Source organism: Bacteroidota bacterium (assembly GCA_030017895.1).
Classification (GTDB): Bacteria; Bacteroidota; Ignavibacteria; order UBA10030; family BY39; genus JASEGV01.
In genome coordinates this window covers 1-19,689 of the sequence record JASEGV010000060.1, presented here as the reverse complement: position 1 = coordinate 19,689, position 19,689 = coordinate 1, and the positions used below count along the sequence as shown (strand labels likewise).

The following is a 19,689-nucleotide window of genomic DNA, read 5'->3' as shown; positions in this document are numbered from 1 at the left end:
TTTCTTTTTGGGTTTTTCATTTTTACTCCTGAAGTTTTTTATACATAATTTATTGTTTCAAAAGTAACTTTCCAACTTAAGCATTATACAAGTTTATCGATTGTATCGATGAAATATTCCATAGAATATCTGCTAAAATACCAAGCATATTGCATTAATTCTCTTTTACGGCAAATATTTCTATGCGGTCGCCGAAAAGATTAAAAACTTTAGTGACGGCGAAATTTGGATATTGAAAAACTTTTTTAAAAACGCGTTGATAAATGGGACCACGCAAAGAAATCTTATCAGGACGAATTGTTGATTGGTCAACTTTTATTATTTTGAAACCTGCGATTTGAAATAACCAGGATAAACTTTTAGGGCGATATTCAAACAAATGATATGGCGGTAAATGAACCGTTGCCTTCTTCTGTATTATTTTATAAAGCATAAATCCGAGGCGGGAAAATATTGTGTTCGTTTGCATAGGACATACGATTACGAGTATACCGGAAACCTTCAAAGTAGAATTTATAATTTTCAGGGTGTTCAACGGATCCGATAAGTGTTCTATTACATCTCCCATGAAGACAACATCGAAAATATCAGATTGGTACATTCCCTCTTTCAATTCGCCAGTTACGACATTGAGTTTAAATTTATTTCGTGCAAGCTCGGCTGCGTCGTTGGAATATTCAACTCCATACACTTCGTAGCCCTCTCTGCGTGCGGCGTTAAGAAATATTCCCCCCGCACAACCGATTTCGAGCAACTTGCCGTTGCTTTTATAGTGTTTTATTTTTTCTAAAAATTTATAGTCGTTTAATTCATCGATCGTTTTATCGTCAAAATAGCTCCCCGCATGTCCGCATCTAAAATCTCCCTCAAAATATTTTTTAGAATATAATTGCTTAAGCTCTTCTTTTGTCGGTTGGGGATGTATGAATATTACTCCACATTGCAGACATTCATAAGCACCTAACCATTTCTGATTAAAATTATAACCAAACGGTTTAGGACTGAGCCTGTTTAAATTACATACCGGACACTGTAGCGACGTACTATTCATGATTTTTGTACAAGCTCGATAATTGTTTTAACAAAATGTTCCCACGAGTATTTACGCTTTTCGATTTTAACATTTTCAGAAAACTCCTGTTCCTTTTTTCCCTGATAGAATTTAATTATTGCTTCAGCTAACGGAAGGGGGTTGCCGGGTTTGACTATATATCCAGTTTTTTGGTTTATCACTACTTCAGAGAGTCCGCCAACTTCTGTAGCGATTACAGGTTTATCGAAATTATAAGCAATTTGAGTAATTCCGCTTTGAGTTGCCGATAGATACGGCAGCACAATAACATCTGCGGCTGAGAAGTAGATGTTAACTTTGTCATTAGGAATGTAATCGGAAACGAACTGCACATAATTGCCGATATCTAATTCTTTTACACGGTTGCGGTATTTGCTTTCGTCATCATAAAACTCACCGACTACCAAGAGTAAGGGAGGAGTTTCCCGTTTTGAAATTTCATTTATAACATCCAATAAAACCATCAGTCCTTTGTATTGGCGAATGTAACCAAAGAATAAGATTACTCTTTCAGAATTTATACTTAATATTTTTCGCGCTTGAATTTTATCTATGGACGAACCGAAGATTTCATAGACAGGATGTGGTGCGAATTTATATTTCGCATTTGGAAAAAGAGAAAGGAGATCGGTCTCAACAGATTTTGATTGAACTAAAAAGTAATCGGATTGTTTAAATGCATATTTAGTGAACGCAATATCTCCGGGACGCCTTTCGTGCGGAATTACATTATCGCAGATAAATAAAACTTTTATGTTTGAATTCTTCTTTGCGTATTTAGCGATAGTTCCAAAGCATGGTCCGAAGAAAGGGAGCCAATATTTAAAAATCAGAAAATCCGGTTTGCTTTTTCGAATTTCTTTTACCACTCTAAACCAATTGAGAGGATTGATCGAATCGATCATTTGTTTAACAGAAACTGTTGGCGGTTCGCCGCCGGTTTCGGCTTGAGTTTTACCCGGAAAAAAAAGTTTTGGATACTGCCGTGTAAAAGTGATTATTTCTACCTCATGATTTTTCATCAGGTATTGAGCGAGTAATGAATTAAAATGAGCAATTCCGCCGCGGAAAGGATAAGCTGTACCGACAATGATAATTTTCATTCTAAAACTCAGAATCCAATTTTATCTTGTATTACGTACAACGGACGTTGTTTGACTTCGTCATAAATTCGTCCGATGTATTCACCTATGAAGCCAAGTGTAAGCAGAATCATACCACCTAAAAAAGTTATTGATACAATCGTCGAAGCCCAACCGAGTATTGCTTTGTCGGTGAAAAGTTTTTCATAAATGACAAACAAACCTATAAAAAATGATATTGCTGCTGAAAAAAATCCTATATATATGGCAAACCTTAATGGTGCGTTTGAGAAAGAAAATAATCCGTCGAGTGCCAAACTAACCAATCTTTTGAAGCTCATCTGGGGTTTGCCGGCATATCTCGCATCCCTATCGAATTGTATTCCCGTTTGTTTGAAGCCAGCCCAAGCGCGCATACCGCTGATGTAGCGGTTTCGTTCGGGCAATCTTCGTAAAACATCGATTACCTTTTTATCCATTAAAGAAAAATTTCCTGCTTCCATAGGAATCGAAATCGAAGCAAAAGCGTGCATGAGACGGTAGAACGAATGAAATGCAAAACGTTTTATTGGATTTTCTTTTCTACTTAGTTTTACAGTATAGACAACTTGAAAACCTTCTTTCCATTTTGATACCATTGAAGGGATTAATTCGGGAGGGTCTTGCAAGTCGCCATCCATTAAGATTACCACATCGCCGTTTGCATTATCCATTCCTGCAGAAATTGCAACTTGATGACCGAAATTGCGTGAAAATCTGATAAGTTTAATTCTTGAATCTTGTTTGTTAATTTCCTCCAACATTTCAAACGAATTATCACGACTTCCATCATCGACCATGATAACTTCTACGGGCTGATCCAAATTATCGATAACATTTTTTAAGCGACGGTATAATTCGGGAATTGTTTCTTGCTCATTGAAAATTGGTATTACTATCGAATACATAATTTATGTCTTACTATTTATTTTTCTTAAAGAATATACAATTCCGATTGCACATAAGCCAATTGTTGCAAACGAAATGATTGCCCCGTTGTAAAGAGGTTTGGGTTCAAAGCGTATTTCAATTTTATGTTGGCCTTTTGCTACTATTACTGCGCGTAAGTTCCAATTTGCACGTAAAATATTTTGTTCAGTTCCGTCGATGTATGCCTTCCAACCGGGATAAAAAATTTCACTTAACACCAATATCCCATCTTCCCGCGTTGAAACGTCCAATGAAATCGAATTTAATTTATAAGATATGATATCTGCTTTCCAAGAATCTCTGGATATGTTCTGTAGTGGTGGTAATTTAATATCTTCCTCTATCACAACGATTTGCGCAGGGTCGAAATTAGGTTGCGTCATGAATTCTTTAATCTTTTCATCCTCATTTGTTACTTTGTAATTATAAACAAACCAGGCGCGTGGGAGGTAGGTTATTGACTCTGTAAGCCCCATCGATTGTCGTTTTTCATCAATTTGTATTCGAAATTTTGCATTATGCAGATCGCAAATCTTTTCCCAGCTTGAGCCGATTGTGAAAGCCCTTTGTAGTGCCAAAGGTGTATAACCCTCCATCAAAAATATTCTATCAACCATTCCCTGGTTTCGGTCTAACAGCATGTTGCCGCCTTGTCGCGAATTAATTCGGAAGAATTCCTCTTCACCTTCTTTTTTTAAATAAGTTGTTAAACGCTCAGAGCGATTGTAGTATTCGGTCGGACTTACTTTACCGTTGTTAAAATCGAATCCGAAGTTATGCACATCAATAAATTGAATTAATAAAATCAAAGCGGTGAAGATTAAGGTAGAAATCTTAGACCGGCTGAAAATAAATATTAATATTCCCAAAATCGTAGTGAAAGCCAACATTACATTCGATTGAGAACGTGCGATATTCATTATATCTTGAAGGAATTGCGGGTTTTGATGTTCCTGGAATAAACCAAGTTGAACGAGTCCCCATACAAGAGCGCCGGTCAGAATTGTAATGAGCGATATTTTGGAAAGAAGTTTTTTATTTGAAGATTTTATAATTTCGTTCAAACCGAAGCCGCTTAAAATTGTTGCTGAAAAAGTGAAGAGTAACGACATACGCCCGGGATTTCGGAATAAATGAAAGCCGGGTATGTTCTGAAAGAAAAATTTATGAAGAATAAAGTAATCGCCTAACGCGTATAAAATTGAAAAGAGAAGAGTAAGCGAAAAGAATAAAACTAATTTATTCTTATGAATAATGGAAAAAGCAAATACGGCAAAAAGTAAACCCGCGATACCGATATAAAAATTTGTTTCCCAGTATTGCCAATACTGACCCTGCCCCCAATAATTACTTTGCTGGGCACTTTGTTCGCCAAAAAATTTTGGTATTAATAGAGTAATTATTTGTTGTGGGTGGAGGGTTCCATCCAGAGATTTTTCATAAGAAATTTCGGCGCGGTTTGATAAGGGCGCAAGTTCCATTGTTGGTAAAATTTGAATCGCTGTTAACAGAACTGCAATTAAAACAAAACCTACTGCGATGGGAGCTAATGTGAATGATTGATTAAAATTTGTCTCTTTCAGTTTAACGATGAAAATGAAAACAAAATAAAACAACAGAAGCAGAAAGATATATAAACTAAGCTGAGGGAATCCGGCAAGTACCGAATGCCCGAGAGTTAATCCTCCGAGAATTGTGTAAAACAAAGATTTGTGTTCAATTGCTTTTGTGAAAAGAAGTATCACAAGCGGCAGCCAGGCAACGTGATTGATGATTATCTGATGAATACCGTGCGTAATCATAAATCCCGATAGCATATAAACAAGACCGCTGAAGAGAGCGGGAAGTTTCTCAATCTTGAAATGTTTCATCAAAAAATACATACTAATACCTGCGAGCATGTAATGGAATACGATGAATAGTTCGACCCAGAAGAAATGTAGCCGCTCACTGCTAACGAGAAACATCTGAATTAAATTCGGAATATAAAAAACTGCGGATTGTATGTCGGCTTGGAATGGCATTCCGCTAAATGTGAAAGGATTCCAGAGAGGTAGCTCGCCGTTTGCAAGTGAGACTGCAGCAAAATTTCGGAATGGATAAAACTGATAAATAAAGTCTTCCCACATAAATGCTTTTTGCAGCAAAATATCTCTGAAGAAAATTACAACGGAGGCAACTATTACAGCTATCGCATGCCAGTTTTTTATATCGAAGTTTTTTTTCTCTTGATACGGTTTCGGTTTTTCCTTTTTTCCCATATCACTTCTTAAGAAGTTTCTGAATCGTATCGAAGACAGTCTCGACTTTCAAGTATTGCATACAATTGTTTTTGCAGGTTGGGGAAAAGTAGCAGTTGCAATCGTATTCAGGTTCTAAAATTTTCCCTAATCCGTAAAGCTCAAATTCGTGTCTGTTGAAGATGTTGTTAAAGAGTACAATTTTTTTCTTGAGTCCGATTGTAACATGCATAGCCATTGTTACGCCAGTTACAACTAAATCGCACTGATTGACCTCGCCGATGAATTGCCTGAGAGGAAAGTTACCTAAATAAGTTGCCCCACTCTGCTTGGCGATTTTTAAATTCTTCTGGTGTTCCTGTTCACCGCCGAGTAAGAGCGGTGTATAACTGGCTTTCTTCAGTTTTTTTGAAAGTTCAATCCAATATTTTTCGGGCCATAGACGGGAAGTCCAACGACCGCCGCATCCGGTATTCAAGCCGATAATCATTTTGTTTTTCGGAAGTTTCCAATTGAATCCATCCAAACCATTTTCCAAAATATATTCTTCGCCCTTAAACTTGAAACCTGCAATCTCAAAAATTTCTTCTAAATAATTTTTCGTATTTGCTTTATTCACATCATCAAAGAGCCCTGTAATGAACTTATGTTTAGAATTCTTGTTAATTGGTGAGCACTTGCCGTTTTTTAAAAAGAACCCTTTTTTGATACGAGCGGAGAGCAGTAAGCAAAGAGCAGAGGCTTCTTTGTCTTTGTCGAGGTTATATATTATATCAAAATGTACCGCTTGCAAAGTAGTAATACTTTGAACAGTAAACGGCAGCACCACATCCACTAAACTCGGAACTATTTCCGGTGAATAAGTTAACCACCAGATTTCAGCTTTCGGTTTTATTTTTTTTAGTTTGTGAAGAATTGGAGTTGTCCGGATTACATCGCCGATTGCTCCGAGTTTGATGATTAAAATTTTCTCATTCGTTTTATCGTAATGTTGGCAAACCTTTCCCTTTTTATCGAAACAATGGACACCCAAAATTTTATGCGGTTTGCATGGAATGTCGCCCCGAAAATGCCGGCAATCAGTTTTTATTTTACTAAGACTAATCTGTTTTCCCATCACTTAAAGATATCTTTGATAGCGTATTCGTTTTTCGTTTCACGGGATTTTGTAATCATCTCTCCAATTAAGCCGATTGAAATGAATTGAACTCCTACAATCATCAGCAAGATGCCTCCTAAAAATAGAGGCCGGTTGCTAAGTGCGGTCAGTCCTAATATCCACTCGACAACGAGGTAAGCATCAATGGCAAAGCCGGCGCCGGTAAATAATAATCCCCAGAAACCAAAAAGATGTAACGGCCGCTGCATATAACGCGTCGTGAAAAGCATGGTCAACAAATCTAAAAACCCTTTCCAAAAACGCCCAACGCCAAATTTAGTTTTGCCATATTTGCGTTTATGGTGCTGCACTACAACTTCTCCGATGGAGTAACCTTGCCAGTGGGCAAGAGCAGGAATGAAGCGATGCAATTCGCCATACACATTAATTTCTTTTAACACTTCTTTCTTGTATGCTTTCAATCCGCAATTGAAATCGTGCAGCGGGATACCTGTTAGTATCGAGGTTACAAAATTAAAAAACCGGGATGGAATTGTTTTAGTAATCGGATCGTATCGCTTCTTTTTCCAACCCGAAACCATATCTTTTCCTTTGTTGATTTCATTTATTAACTTCGGAATTTCTGCCGGGTCATCTTGCAGGTCGGCATCCATCGAAATAATTATATCTCCCTTTGCTTGCTGAAAACCAACCGATAAAGCTGCAGATTTGCCGTAATTTCTTCTAAAAACTATAACCTTTATTCGATTATCCCGTTGTCGTAAATCTCTCAAAACCCTTGCCGAATCGTCGGTGCTGCCGTCGTCTATAATGATTATTTCGTATCTATAATTATGCTGTGTAACCGTTTGTCTAATTTTTTCATATAATTCTCGTAGAGAGTCTTTTTCATTATATGCAGGTATTATAATTGAAATCGAATAATTTGGTTTTTGTTCGGGAGGCGTCTGCCTTCTCTCATATTGGCTGTCCGCTCGTGGCCTCCGGTAATTTTGGTACCGCGGTCGATACTTCGGTCGTGGTTTCTGTTCGTCAGAATTTGCACCGTCACCGGTTTTTTCAATTTCTTTGTTTTCGTCTATCATTAATACTCCTTTAAGTTTTTACGTTGCAAGATACAATTATTTATTCTCAAAATCAATGAACTAAATGGAGAAATTAATTGACATTCCCTCGCTATTTCTTTATATTTTCACGAGAACAAAATATCAATTGATGATTTATGAGGTATTAAAATGGTAAGCAGTAAAATAAAATTATGGACAATAGTGTTACTTATCCCAGTCGGTTTGATGGTAGGATTAGTAGTATTTCTAAAAATTTATTTTTCCAGCGATAGATTAAAAAACTTTGTTATTCCAAAAATAGAAGATGCGACACAACGGAGTATTGAAATATCGGATATTTCGTTAAGCTTATTTCCAACCTTCGGGATTGAAATTGATAATTTGAAAATCTCCAATCCTAAAGATTTGAAATTCGAAAAAGAGGAATTCGTTTCACTTGAACAACTCCTGCTCGATGTTCAGATTTTCCCACTCTTCAAAAACCGTTTGGAGGTGAACGAAGTAATAATTAAACGTCCTACATTATATATAGAAACGAACGAAGCGGGAATTACTAATTATGGTTCATCGAAAGAAGGAACTGATACTCTTAAAAGCGCCGATGTTAAAGTTGAAGTTAAAGGATTCCACGGTGCATCAATTCTGTTATCAAATCTCCAAATTATAGATGGCAAACTTGATTACATAAATAAAAAAGATGACAATCGTGTTACAATAACAGGTTATAATCAAAAGACACGTGCCGAATCGTTAACCGGTGAGGAAGTCGGTGTAACGAATGAGATAAAAATCGAAAAATTCAGTTTTGGCACTGTTAAAAGTAACCTTGTTGAGAATCTTCCGATACGAAGTTACCAGCAGCTTACTTATCTATCTGAAAAAGATGAATTGCGGTTTGATTCTGTGAATGTAGGAATAAATGAAATCCAATTTTTTGGAAAAGGGGTAATCACGAACACACAGACGACACCCATAGTAGATTTTGAAATATACTCAAAGAATACTGAATTGAAGCAACTGCTTTCGATTGTACCGAAAGAGTTTTTGAAAGCTGCCGAAGGAATTTCGAGCACTGGCAAGTTCAGTTTTTTGATGACCGTAAAAGGGGAAGTGAGCGATACGATTCAGCCGTCTGTTGCCGGGAAGTTTTTACTCGAAAACGGAACCGTAAAATATACACAATTACCTAAGTCGATTACAGATATTAATGTTGACGGAAATTTCGAGCGGTCGCAAAAAATCAGGAAACTAAATGTCGAAAAATTTTCTCTGAAATTGGGAGCCAATACAGTGAGTGGTAAATTAAATGTCGTTGATTTTGATAATCCTGTAATCAGCAGCAATATTAACGGTGTTTTGAACTTATCTGAAATCAAAGATTTCTATCCCTTGGAAAAGGGGACAGAGCTTGCGGGTTTAATCCGGTCAAATATTTCGTTGAACGGGAAAGTGAAACTACCCACAAGTATTAAAGCAGAAGGAAAGATGGAATTTCAAAATGTGGCAATTGCAACTGCTGTTTCCGCAAATCCTATTAAAAATTTAAACGGCACAATCAATATCAATAATCAGATCATTGAATCGAAACAATTGGATATGGATATTGGCAACTCGGATATGAAAATTGCGTTTACTTTGAAAAATTATTTAGCGATGATGATGGAAAAAGCCGAAGCGGGGAAGCCATCTGCATTAATTACGTTGAACTCTAAACAGTTTTTTACCGCAGATATTATGGGGACTGAACAAAAAGAGGTTGAACGGGCAGCGGGTAAAAAAGCTGAACCGATTTTATTCCCGAACATAGATATAAATGCCAATGTGAGCATCGGGAAATTAGTGATGGAGAAATTTGATTTTACCGATGTTCGCGGTTCGCTCAGCATCGTCGATGGCGTTGTGAACCTGCAAGGATTGTCGCTTAACGCTTTTGCCGGAAGTATTATTACAAAAGGAACGATAGATATGCGAAAACACGATGGTAAACCTTTTAATTTGCAGTTGGATATTGCGGGAGTTGAAGGGAATACGCTCTTAAGTAATTTCACGTCATTCGGGAAAAATATTTTTGGCAAGCTTACGATGAATACAACGATAAAAGGGCAACTCGACGATACACTCGGTTTGACGCCTCAAACTCTATCGGGAGAAGGCAAGGTGCAAATCTTCGACGGCAAGCTGACCGGCTACCCGGTTATGCAAAAAATTGCCGAGTTTACAGGCCTCGATGAGTTGCGACAAATTGATTTTAAAAACTGGTCGAACAATTTCGATATTTCAGATGGCAGGATTAATCTACAAGATTTAAAAATATCGGCATTGAATTCAGATATCAGTATGAAAGGCTATCAAGCTTTCGATGGAAGTTTGGCGTATGACATCGGTTTGAAACTCCCCGCAGCTCTTTCCGAAAAATTAAAAGTGGGCGGAACGGTGAACCAATTAGTTAATGTATTCAAAGATAAAGATGGAAGGTTTTTGCTTCCCCTTTTAGTCGGTGGAAGCTTAACGAAACCTGTAGTTAGTTTGAATACTAAAGAACAGAAGCGACAGTTGGAAGATGCTGCACGACAGGAAATTGAAAAACGAAAAGACGAGTTAAAAGAAAAGATAGGTGAAGAAGTTAAAAAGTTAGAAGATACTTTAAAGCAAAAGGGAATTGAAGAATTGAAGAAAAAAGGAGAAGATGCTATTAAAAAATTATTCAGGAAACCCTGATTGAATGCCAAACCGCGTTATTAATACGAGTAAAATTGTTATTAAACCGAAGAAATCGCTCGGACAAAATTTCTTAATCGATGAAAACATATCACGCAAAATTGTTGAAAGCTTAAATTTAACAAAAGATGATGTGGTAGTTGAAATCGGACCGGGACAAGGTGCTCTTACCAAATATATTGTAGAAAATGTAAAAAAAATATATGCCGTTGAAATAGATAAACGTGCTGCCGAAGATCTGCTATCAAATATCTCTTCGACCAAATTAAAAATTATCAATCAGGATATTCTTGAATTTGATCTTAGTGCGTTAGATACAGGGTCTAAAAAGTTAAAGATTGTTGGCAACATTCCATATCATTTAACTTCGCCGATATTGTTTAAAGCCATCGAGTATCATAAAATAATTTCAAACGTAACAATGATGATACAAAAAGAGGTTGCCGATCGTTTAACGGCTAAGCCTCACTCAAAAGCTTATGGAATTCTTTCGGTGCTTACACAATTCTATGGAGGGCCGAAAAGTCTTTTTAAAGTGTCGCCAAATTGTTTCTTCCCGAAACCAAAAGTAACTTCAACCGTAGTGAGAATCGATTTCCATCATAAATTGCCATTTGAGAATGTTGATGAGAAATTGTTCCGCACAGTTGTTCGGACAACTTTTGGTAAACGCAGAAAAACTTTAAGAAATTGTTTAAAATATTTACCCTTCGATGAAACGATTGTAAAAAACATTATGAAGGAAATTAATTTTCCATTACACAAACGTCCCGAAGAACTTTCTATAAATGAATTTGTTATATTGACAGATAAAATTGATGAAATAATTAAATGTCAGATAGTTTAAAAAATAATAATCAACCGATAATTATTACCCGCAGCAGGGGAAAGAAAACCATCGAGGTTGATGAAGAATTGATGTTCGATATTGCCGAACTGGTTCACGACCAAGCTGCACCGGCATTACTTAACATCCTCACCGATTTACACCCTGCCGACATTGCTGATATTATCGATCATCTGCAAAATACTGAAGACCGCGAGTATGTTTTCAACCTGCTTGATGTTACTGCGGCGAGTGAAGTTCTATTGGAATTGGAAAGCAGCATCCGGGAAGGTTTGTTAGAACTGCTGCCTCAGGAACGGATATCTGCTCTCGTCGGTCAGCTAGACTCGGATGATGCTGCCGATATAGTTGCAGAACTTTCTGATTTTGTTGCCGGAAGAGTTTTAGAGGAAATGCCCGCCGAGGAATCGGCTGAAGTTAAAGAGCTTCTTCGCTATCCCGAGGACTCCGCCGGCGGTATTATGGCAACCGAAGTCGTTACAGTCAATCAAAACGATACGGTTCATCAGGCGATAAAAAAAATCAGGGCGATTGCAAAAGAAATTGAAGATATAAATATTATTTATGCCGTCGATGATTCCGAAACGTTGTGCGGAAAACTTACTCTGAAAGATTTGATTACCAATTCACCCCGTCAGCGCATCAATAAAGTAATGGATGCAGATTTAATTAGCGTAAATGTAATGACAGACCAGGAGGAAGTTGCGAACTTAATGCAAAAGTATGATTTAATTTCGATTCCTGTGGTTGGTGATAAATTGGAACTTCTCGGACTTATAACCATCGACGACGTGGTTGATGTTATCCAAGAAGAAGCGGCTGAGGATATTGAAAAAATGGCTGGTGTTACCGGCACTGAGTTAGCATCGGCAACAGTTTTTCAAGTAATGCGGCTACGTTTGCCTTGGCTTTTGCTTGGCTTTGTCGGGGAAATGCTTTCGGCTGTAGTTTTAAGCGAGTTTCAAACTTCCCTCGAAAAAATTGTGATGGCTGCTTTCTTTATCCCTATTATAATGGCGATGGGCGGCAATGCAGGAATTCAATCTTCGGCGATTGTTGTGCGGGGATTAGCAACCGGTGAAATTTGGTTCGGTCAAATTAAACAACGACTAATAAAAGAATTAGGTGTTTCTTTATCAAACGGATTTATTCTGAGTTCTTTACTTATTCTTGTTTCTACACTTTGGTTCGGCGATTTTTGGTTCGGCTTCGCTATCGGTATTGCTCTGTTAATTGTTGTTGTTAATGCCACAGTTGTCGGTGCGGTGATGCCTTTTATATTAGATAAAATAAAAATTGACCCTGCTGTTTCAACAGGTCCTTTCATCACAACCACAAACGATGCTTTGGGCTTGCTTATTTATTTTACTTCGTTGAGTTTAATTTATCTTAAGTAATGAATTTGAAAAAATATTTCTCTCCTTTACAGCCTCTCGATTTAGTAGTTATAGTTTTTGCTACCCTCCTGATTGCCCTCGATATTATCTTCCACTTAAGTATCGAACACTATCTTGAATTAATATCTGTTAATGTTATTGTAATAATTTTTGTTTTAGTGGTTGCCAATCTCGATGCGAGGTATGAAAACAAACTATTGAAAAGTATCCGAAGCTGGTATATTGCTCCGATGATTCTATTAACATTCAAACAGCTTTATTTTATGATCGCCCCGATACACGGAAAAGATTATGATACGCTGTTAATTGAGATTGATAGATGGCTTTTTGGTGTCGATCCTACGGTTTGGCTGTGGCAGTTTTCGCATCCGCTATTAACCGAAATTATACAAATTGCATATTCAAGTTTTTACTTTTTGTTCATCATCGCAGGTTACGAGTTGTATAAAAAGGGGGACTTCGAAAAGTTTTATTACGCAGCGTTTTTAATCGTGTACGGATTTTATCTTTCGTACATAGGTTATTTTTTTCTGCCAGCGGTCGGTCCAAGATTTACGCTGCACGATTTTGGAACGACTAACACCGAATTGCCCGGGTTATTTATTACAAACTTCCTCCGAGACTTTGTTAATTATGGCGAGTCGATTGTGAAAGGGCATCCGAATCCCGTTGAGATTGTGCAGCGGGATGTTTTTCCCAGCGGGCACACTCAACTGACACTTGTATTAATGTATATCTCGGCTCACTACAAAATGAAATCGAAATTATTCCTTTGGGCCATCGGAACATTATTAATTTTTGGGACTGTTTATTTGCGATATCATTATGTAATCGATTTAATAGCTGGCGGTGTGTTTATGATCTTAACTATAGGGACTGCAAAATTTGTATATAACGGTTGGAATAATTTGAGAATGCGGTGGCAATAGTTTCTTAAATTGTTTGACTTACAGATTTCGGTACTTCGAGAATTGTTGTAATTTCGCCTTCAAGCGTTTTCATTTCGAGGAGCAGATTTTTCATAATCGTGTGTGAGTCTTCCTCTTCACTGGCAGAATAATACCGAGCCGTATAAAAATAAGATTTTAAGTTTTCAATTTTTGAATAAAGTTGTGCGCGCGATTGTTGTGTTAAATCTATTTTCGGGTGACTGCAAATTGTCTCGAGATTATGAATTTTATCTTTCCATTTATAAAGCACCTGTTCGTAAGTATGATGTAGTCGAAAATTGTCGAACCCGGTCATAGTTCATTCCTTTCCTTGTTTAAAATAAATCTTAAACTGATACATAAACGAGCTTATTATTTACAGAATCGGTAATCACATTCGCCCGGGAGATTCTGTAAAAATATAAAGCTATCACCACCAAAAATCAATGATATCGCAAGATATATTTCAGAAAATGTTTTATTCCGCTTCGGTCGCCTACGCTCCAAAGCCTTAGAAACGGAGCGAGGAGGAGGAGGAGGAGCGGGTTAGCACGTCTGCCAAAGTATTTTTTTAGGCAGAAAGTTACTAAATTTCTTTAACGAGTTCTAAAAACCGTTTGTATGGAATTGCAGTCCAGCTTTCTGCGACTGACGCCCCCGACGATAGTGTAATCATTGATACTTTTGCGGCTTCCTCTTCATCGGGTGCCTCGTAAATATCCATAAAATCATAGGGTCCCAGCAGAGCATAGTGAGCTAACCATTTCACCTTTGGGCATTTCGAGGTAATTCTCGATTTCCATTCCTTTCCGATGTCTTCCCTGATAGCCGGATTTTTCGTTATATCCGATGATAACTTTGTTGCAAGTATGAAAGTCGGCATAAATTTATCTCCTCAATTTGTTGATGATTACAGAATAAAGATAATCAGATTTTTGGAGATTGGCAAAAGTTCTTTGCTTTTCAAACTATATTTTCGTAAGATGGATACAAATTTTTCCCTCTATAATGTTAATTTCGTTAGCTAAAATATTTCTTGTGGTAATCGCCAGTGTTCTCGGCGGCATAGCCGCACTTTTGTTTATTCCGATTAACAAACAAGGGCGTGCATTCCACTGGGTAGCAAGAACTCATTCCAAATTTGTTTTGAGTATATGCGGTGTAAAAGTAAAAACCAACGGTGCCGAAAATCTGCAACCGGGAAAAAGCTATATTTATGTTTCCAACCACGCAAGCGGTTTCGATATACCAGCCGTAATCGGAGGTATTCCGGATCAGATAAGAATTGTCTATAAAAAAGAATTAGAAAAAGTACCGTTCTTTGGTTGGGGACTCAAATATGGGAAGACTTACATTGCTATCGACCGGACACGTGGAACTGAAGCGGCTCGCAGTTTAGATGATGCTGCTGAAAAAATTCGTAACGGTGCATCGGTTTTGTTGTTCGCAGAAGGAACAAGAACCAAAGATGGAAAACTCCAGCCCTTCAAACGGGGAGCTTTTAATTTGGCTGTGAAATCAGGTGTGCCTGTTATTCCACTAACAATTAACGGTAGCTTTAAAATTTTACCGAAGAAAAAATTGCGCATCGTTCCCGGCGATATCACACTTGTAATAGATACGCCAATCGAAGTTCTGAAGGACGGCGGCAAACAGGAAGAATTGAGATTAATGGATGAAGTTCATCGAGCCATCACAAAGCATTACATTGAACAATGAGCACTAAATCAGAAAAAGTTTATGCAATAATTCCGGCTCGCTTTGCCTCTACACGCTTGCCCGGTAAACCGCTTGTTGATTTAACCGGTAAATCTATGATTCAGCGTGTGTATGAACAAGCTAAAAAAGCTAAACTTGTGAACGAAGTAATAGTTGCAACCGACGACAGCCGAATTGAGGAAGTTGTTAAAAGCTTCAACGGCAAAGTTGTGATGACCCCAAAAGATATTAAAAGCGGCAGTGACCGCATTGCTTTCGTTGCAAAAAATTTAGACGATGCTGATATTATTGTGAATGTTCAAGGCGACGAGCCGCTTCTTTCTCCGGAGATGATTGATGAAGCCGTTCTTCCACTTTTACAAGACGATTCAATTGAAGTTGCTACGTTAGTTAAAGTTATTACTGATGAAAGCGATTTAAAGAATCCAAATGTACCTAAAGTGGTTTTAAACGATGAAGGTTATGCTGTATATTTTTCGCGTTCGCCAATCCCCTATTTTCGTGAAGAAGGGAATCATGATGAATGGCTTAAAAGCCATACCTACTACAAGCATATCGGTTTATATGTTTTCCGGAAAAAATTTCTACTAATGTTCACCTCTTGGCGGGAATCCTTGCTTGAACGTGCTGAAAAATTGGAACAGCTCCGCATAATTGAAAACGGATTTAAGATTAAAGCAGTTGTAACAAAATACGAGAGCATTCCTGTTGATACTCCTGAAGACGTTGAACGGATAAAACAAATTTTAGAACGAACTAAAGGCAATAAATTATGAGTGATGAAAAAATGTCGTTTTTTGGCTTTTTGAGAACAACTTTTACACGAGGCATCGTAGTTATTGTCCCGATTGTTATTACACTCATTGTTCTAAAAACATTATTCGAAACTATTGATGGAATCATATCTCCGATTACCGATAGAGTGATTGGATATCATATCACCGGAATCGGTTTCGTATCAATGACAGTATTGATTTTAATTATTGGTTTAATGTCCCGTAACTTGATTGGTAAATTTATCATCAAGGGTTTCGATAATCTATTATCTACGCTTCCACTTGCCCGAACAATATACAGCGCTATCCGAGATTTGATATCGGCATTTGCAATTGGCGCTAAAAGCAAAACATTCAAAAATGTTGTGTGTGTACAATATCCGAGAGAAGGAATTTACTCGGTCGGTTTTGCAACGAACGAGGTTGTATTTGAATCGATTGGTCGGGATAATTTAGAGACCATCTCGGTTTATATTCCACACCCGCCAAATCCGACTTCCGGTGTAGTAATTTTCGTTCCCAAAAACGATGTAAGAGTTTTGAATCTCACAATAGAAGAAGGACTTAAATTAGTTCTGTCCGGTGGAGTAGTTTCCAAGAATAACATCCAAATAAAATAAAACGGAGAAACTATGGCACGACGAAATCCAATAAAATATATTTTCGTTACAGGAGGTGTTGTATCGTCTCTTGGCAAAGGAATAGCTGCCGCTTCGTTAGGTCTGCTTTTAAAATCGCGCGGACTTCGTGTTACGATACAGAAGTTCGACCCATACATCAATGTCGATCCAGGCACAATGAATCCTTATCAACACGGCGAAGTTTATGTAACCGACGACGGCGCCGAAACCGATTTGGATTTAGGACACTACGAAAGATTTTTGGATATCAACACGACGCGTAAAAATAATGCTACCACAGGTCAGGTATATTACGAAGTGATTACAAAAGAGCGGCGCGGCGATTATCTTGGAGGCACCGTGCAGGTAATTCCGCACATCACTGACGAAATCATACGAAGATTTGAAGCGTTTGGAAAATCGGGTGAGTTCGATGTGGTGATCTCTGAAATCGGCGGAACCGTTGGCGACATCGAGAGCTTACCCTTCCTTGAGGCAATGCGGCAGTTTATGTATAAGTTAGGACGGAAAAATGCGCTCAGCATCCACGTTACACTTGTGCCGTATATAAAGTCGGCGGGTGAAATAAAAACAAAACCAACTCAACACAGCGTCAGCACATTGCGCGAAATCGGTATTCAACCTGATATTTTGATTTGCCGCTCCGATAGAACTTTGTCGAAAGATGTGAGAGAAAAGATAGCCCTCTTTACAAATGTTGATCCCGGAAATGTAATAGGGGCGCCCGATTTAGAAACTATTTATGAATCGCCAATCGTTTTCGAAGAACAGGATTTGGATAATATAGTTTTGGAAAAATTAGATTTAACCTGTCCGCAGCCGAATTTGAAGGATTGGAAAAAAATGGTGAACCGGGTAAAAAATCCAGCCGGTTCTGTCGATATAGCGATTTGTGGAAAATACACTGAGCATCACGATGCATACAAAAGTATAGTTGAAGCATTCATACACGCAGGGGCTGCAAATAATGTGCGTGTGAATTTAAAGTGGATAGCTGCCGAAGATATGGAAAAAAGCTGCGTTGAAAATAATTTAAAAAATATTTCTGGACTTTTAGTAGCACCCGGTTTTGGCGAGCGGGGAATTGAAGGAAAAATTTCGGCTGTTAAATATGTTCGTGAAAATAAAATTCCGTTTTTCGGAATTTGCTTGGGTATGCAGTGTGCAGTTATTGAGTATGCCCGCAACGTTTGCGGTTTGAAAAATGCCAACAGCACAGAATTCACGAGAACAAAACAACCTGTTATCGACCTGATGTTGGAACAGAAAAATGTTAAAGATTACGGAGGCACAATGCGGCTTGGTTCGTTCCCTTGTAAATTACGGCGCAACTCAAAAGCGTATATTGCTTACAAACGCGAATTGATTCACGAACGCCATCGCCATCGCTACGAGGTGAATAATGCTTTCGTTGAACATTTATCAAAATGCGGATTAACATTGAGCGGAATTTGTCCACAAAATCATTTAGTGGAAATCGTTGAGCTTGAAAATCATCCTTGGTTTGTTGGAGTGCAGTTCCATCCTGAGTTAAAATCGCGTGCGGCAAACTCGCATCCGCTATTCCGTGAGTTTGTAAAAGCGGCAGTTTGTTCAGGTTAAATCAAAAAATAGTTGTTGACATTAGCGATCCACCACTTCTTCCAAATACTCAACCGAAAGTGCAACTAATTTAGGACAAATTGTTTTGAACAAATTTTGCTGTGTTGCTTTGTCTCGCCCTTCTTGTGTGCTAATGTCGTATCCAAGTAATTCTCTGCAAACTATAGTTCCATTTTGAAGCTTAAATTTTTCAACAAAGTCTTTTACAGCTTCGTATAACTTTTCTTTTGTCTCAAAGTCTTTGGTGTTTATTCTACCGTACTTCAGACCCAATACCATTAAGGCGCCTGTAACCGCACCGCACGTTTCTCCCATCTGCGCCATTCCGCCACCGAAAGCGCCGGCAAGTTTCAGAGCAGTTTCTTTATCTATTCCAAACTCTTCAGCATAAGCTGAAACAACTGCCTGCGAACAACTGAAACCTTCATTAAAATACGATAAAGCATCTTCTACTTTTTTCATATTACAATCTTATTTGGTTTCTCTAAAATTTTTCGAATTTTGATAGCAAGCTCGTATGGCGTAAATGGTTTTTGGAGAAAGTCAAAACCCCGTTCCAATAAAAAATTTTTATGTATCACATTTGCTGTATATCCGCTGATGAATAAAAATCCGATGTCGGGATTAAGCAAGCGTACTTTATTGTAAAATTCTTTACCCGATATTTTTGGCATCACGACATCCGAAATTATGAAATCAATATTTAAGGCATTGCGGGTAAATATCTCGATAGCTTGCTCTCCATCTATTGCAGTTATTACTACATAACCTTGGTTTGTAAGTAAGGAGAAAATCATCTCGCGTAAATCAGCATCATCTTCAACTAAAAGAATAGTTTCGGTTCCGATTGGGAGCTCTTTCTTATCGTCTATTATTTTTATTGCGGTTGCATCCTCGGAAGCTAAAAAATAAATCTTGAAAGTCGTTCCTTTCGAAACTTCACTATAGACGTTTATTATTCCGTTATGTTGATAAACAATACCGTGAACCATTGCCAGACCAAGACCTGTTCCTTTGTCTTTTTCCTTTGTTGTGAAGAACGGTTCAAATATTCTATCCAAAGATGATGAAGGTATTCCGCAGCCGGTATCGGTAACCGCGAGCATAACATATTTTCCCGGTTTTGCGCCCGGATAACCGTGTACATAATCTTCGTCCAAAACAACATTTTCGGTTTCTATGATAAGTTTCCCCCCTTCGGGCATAGCATCGCGAGCATTCATACAAAGATTCATAATTATCTGTTCTATTTGAGCAGTATCAGCAAATATTGTGTTGATTCCTTTGTTGGGAAGAAATTCAATTTCGATGTGTTCACCGATAGTATTACCGATTAGTTTTAATAAATCGGAAATTAATGTGTTGATATCGATGACCGCAGGTTCAATAATTTGCCGGCGAGAAAAAGCAAGTAGCTGGCGGACTATACGGGCTGCACGGTTAGTCAACTGAATTATGGGCGGTTCCAAAAATTGACTTATTGAATACTTTTTTTTGTATATTTAAGAAA

General features: G+C 37.9%; 18 protein-coding genes. 8 read left to right on the top strand and 10 right to left on the bottom strand.

Going from position 1 to position 19,689, the window contains the following annotated elements:
- Positions 1 to 154 precede the first annotated feature (154 nt).
- The 6 genes from QME58_11085 to QME58_11060 are packed head-to-tail and all read right to left on the bottom strand — an operon-like array spanning position 155 to position 7,568.
- On the bottom strand, positions 155 to 1,051 hold the full coding sequence (locus QME58_11085) for a class I SAM-dependent methyltransferase (GenBank protein MDI6804371.1): 897 nt from the start codon (positions 1,049 to 1,051) through the stop codon (positions 155 to 157).
- Positions 1,048 to 2,175, bottom strand: a complete 1,128-nt coding sequence (locus tag QME58_11080; GenBank protein MDI6804370.1) for a glycosyltransferase — start codon at positions 2,173 to 2,175, stop codon at positions 1,048 to 1,050. Before QME58_11080 ends, QME58_11085 begins: the two co-directional genes overlap by 4 nt.
- 8 nt (positions 2,176 to 2,183) lie before the next feature.
- A complete protein-coding gene (locus QME58_11075) occupies positions 2,184 to 3,101 on the bottom strand; it encodes a glycosyltransferase family 2 protein (protein ID MDI6804369.1) in 918 nt (305 codons plus the stop codon).
- 3 nt (positions 3,102 to 3,104) lie between these two features.
- Positions 3,105 to 5,384 (bottom strand): YfhO family protein, encoded by a 2,280-nt coding sequence (locus tag QME58_11070; protein ID MDI6804368.1) that lies wholly within the window; start codon positions 5,382 to 5,384, stop codon positions 3,105 to 3,107.
- A gap of 1 nt (position 5,385) precedes the next feature.
- Positions 5,386 to 6,480, bottom strand: a complete 1,095-nt coding sequence (locus tag QME58_11065) for a glycosyltransferase family 9 protein (GenBank protein ID MDI6804367.1) — start codon at positions 6,478 to 6,480, stop codon at positions 5,386 to 5,388.
- The gene (locus QME58_11060) at positions 6,480 to 7,568 is read right to left on the bottom strand and encodes a glycosyltransferase family 2 protein (protein MDI6804366.1); all 1,089 of its coding nucleotides are present in this window, start codon (positions 7,566 to 7,568) and stop codon (positions 6,480 to 6,482) included. Before QME58_11060 ends, QME58_11065 begins: the two co-directional genes overlap by 1 nt.
- Before the next feature lie 150 nt (positions 7,569 to 7,718).
- Between QME58_11060 and QME58_11055 the strand changes: the two genes are divergently transcribed.
- From QME58_11055 to QME58_11040, 4 genes are read left to right on the top strand one after another with little or no spacing between them, the layout of a single operon-like run.
- Positions 7,719 to 10,268: an AsmA-like C-terminal region-containing protein gene (locus QME58_11055; protein ID MDI6804365.1), complete on the top strand. Its 2,550-nt coding sequence runs from the start codon at positions 7,719 to 7,721 to the stop codon at positions 10,266 to 10,268.
- A 4-nt stretch (positions 10,269 to 10,272) separates the two neighbouring features.
- Complete coding sequence (gene rsmA / locus QME58_11050) at positions 10,273 to 11,115, top strand: 16S rRNA (adenine(1518)-N(6)/adenine(1519)-N(6))-dimethyltransferase RsmA (protein MDI6804364.1); 843 nt, start codon at positions 10,273 to 10,275, stop codon at positions 11,113 to 11,115.
- Complete coding sequence (gene mgtE / locus QME58_11045) at positions 11,100 to 12,512, top strand: magnesium transporter (GenBank protein ID MDI6804363.1); 1,413 nt, start codon at positions 11,100 to 11,102, stop codon at positions 12,510 to 12,512. Before rsmA ends, mgtE begins: the two co-directional genes overlap by 16 nt.
- Before the next feature lie 5 nt (positions 12,513 to 12,517).
- Entirely contained in the window at positions 12,518 to 13,441 is a 924-nt protein-coding gene (locus QME58_11040) for a phosphatase PAP2 family protein (protein ID MDI6804362.1), read from the top strand.
- A gap of 4 nt (positions 13,442 to 13,445) precedes the next feature.
- Here the strand turns inward: QME58_11040 and QME58_11035 are convergent, their stop codons facing one another.
- Both QME58_11035 and QME58_11030 read right to left on the bottom strand, forming a co-directional pair.
- Positions 13,446 to 13,757: a hypothetical protein gene (locus tag QME58_11035; protein ID MDI6804361.1), complete on the bottom strand. Its 312-nt coding sequence runs from the start codon at positions 13,755 to 13,757 to the stop codon at positions 13,446 to 13,448.
- A 270-nt stretch (positions 13,758 to 14,027) separates the two neighbouring features.
- Positions 14,028 to 14,324, bottom strand: a complete 297-nt coding sequence (locus QME58_11030) for a GYD domain-containing protein (protein ID MDI6804360.1) — start codon at positions 14,322 to 14,324, stop codon at positions 14,028 to 14,030.
- A 125-nt stretch (positions 14,325 to 14,449) separates the two neighbouring features.
- Between QME58_11030 and QME58_11025 the strand changes: the two genes are divergently transcribed.
- From QME58_11025 to QME58_11010, 4 genes are read left to right on the top strand one after another with little or no spacing between them, the layout of a single operon-like run.
- Entirely contained in the window at positions 14,450 to 15,160 is a 711-nt protein-coding gene (locus tag QME58_11025) for a lysophospholipid acyltransferase family protein (GenBank protein MDI6804359.1), read from the top strand.
- Positions 15,157 to 15,936: a 3-deoxy-manno-octulosonate cytidylyltransferase gene (kdsB, locus tag QME58_11020; protein MDI6804358.1), complete on the top strand. Its 780-nt coding sequence runs from the start codon at positions 15,157 to 15,159 to the stop codon at positions 15,934 to 15,936. The genes QME58_11025 and kdsB overlap by 4 nt, the downstream gene beginning before the upstream one ends.
- Positions 15,933 to 16,556 carry a DUF502 domain-containing protein gene (locus QME58_11015; GenBank protein ID MDI6804357.1) on the top strand — a complete coding sequence of 208 codons (624 nt, stop codon included), beginning with the start codon at positions 15,933 to 15,935 and terminating at the stop codon, positions 16,554 to 16,556. The genes kdsB and QME58_11015 overlap by 4 nt, the downstream gene beginning before the upstream one ends.
- A 12-nt stretch (positions 16,557 to 16,568) precedes the next feature.
- A complete protein-coding gene (locus QME58_11010; protein MDI6804356.1) occupies positions 16,569 to 18,179 on the top strand; it encodes a CTP synthase in 1,611 nt (536 codons plus the stop codon).
- A 21-nt stretch (positions 18,180 to 18,200) separates the two neighbouring features.
- On the opposite strand, the gene QME58_11005 is transcribed toward QME58_11010, so the two are convergent.
- On the bottom strand, positions 18,201 to 18,641 hold the full coding sequence (locus tag QME58_11005; protein ID MDI6804355.1) for a C-GCAxxG-C-C family protein: 441 nt from the start codon (positions 18,639 to 18,641) through the stop codon (positions 18,201 to 18,203).
- Positions 18,638 to 19,648 (bottom strand): ATP-binding protein, encoded by a 1,011-nt coding sequence (locus QME58_11000; protein MDI6804354.1) that lies wholly within the window; start codon positions 19,646 to 19,648, stop codon positions 18,638 to 18,640. Before QME58_11000 ends, QME58_11005 begins: the two co-directional genes overlap by 4 nt.
- Positions 19,649 to 19,689: the final 41 nt, after the last annotated feature.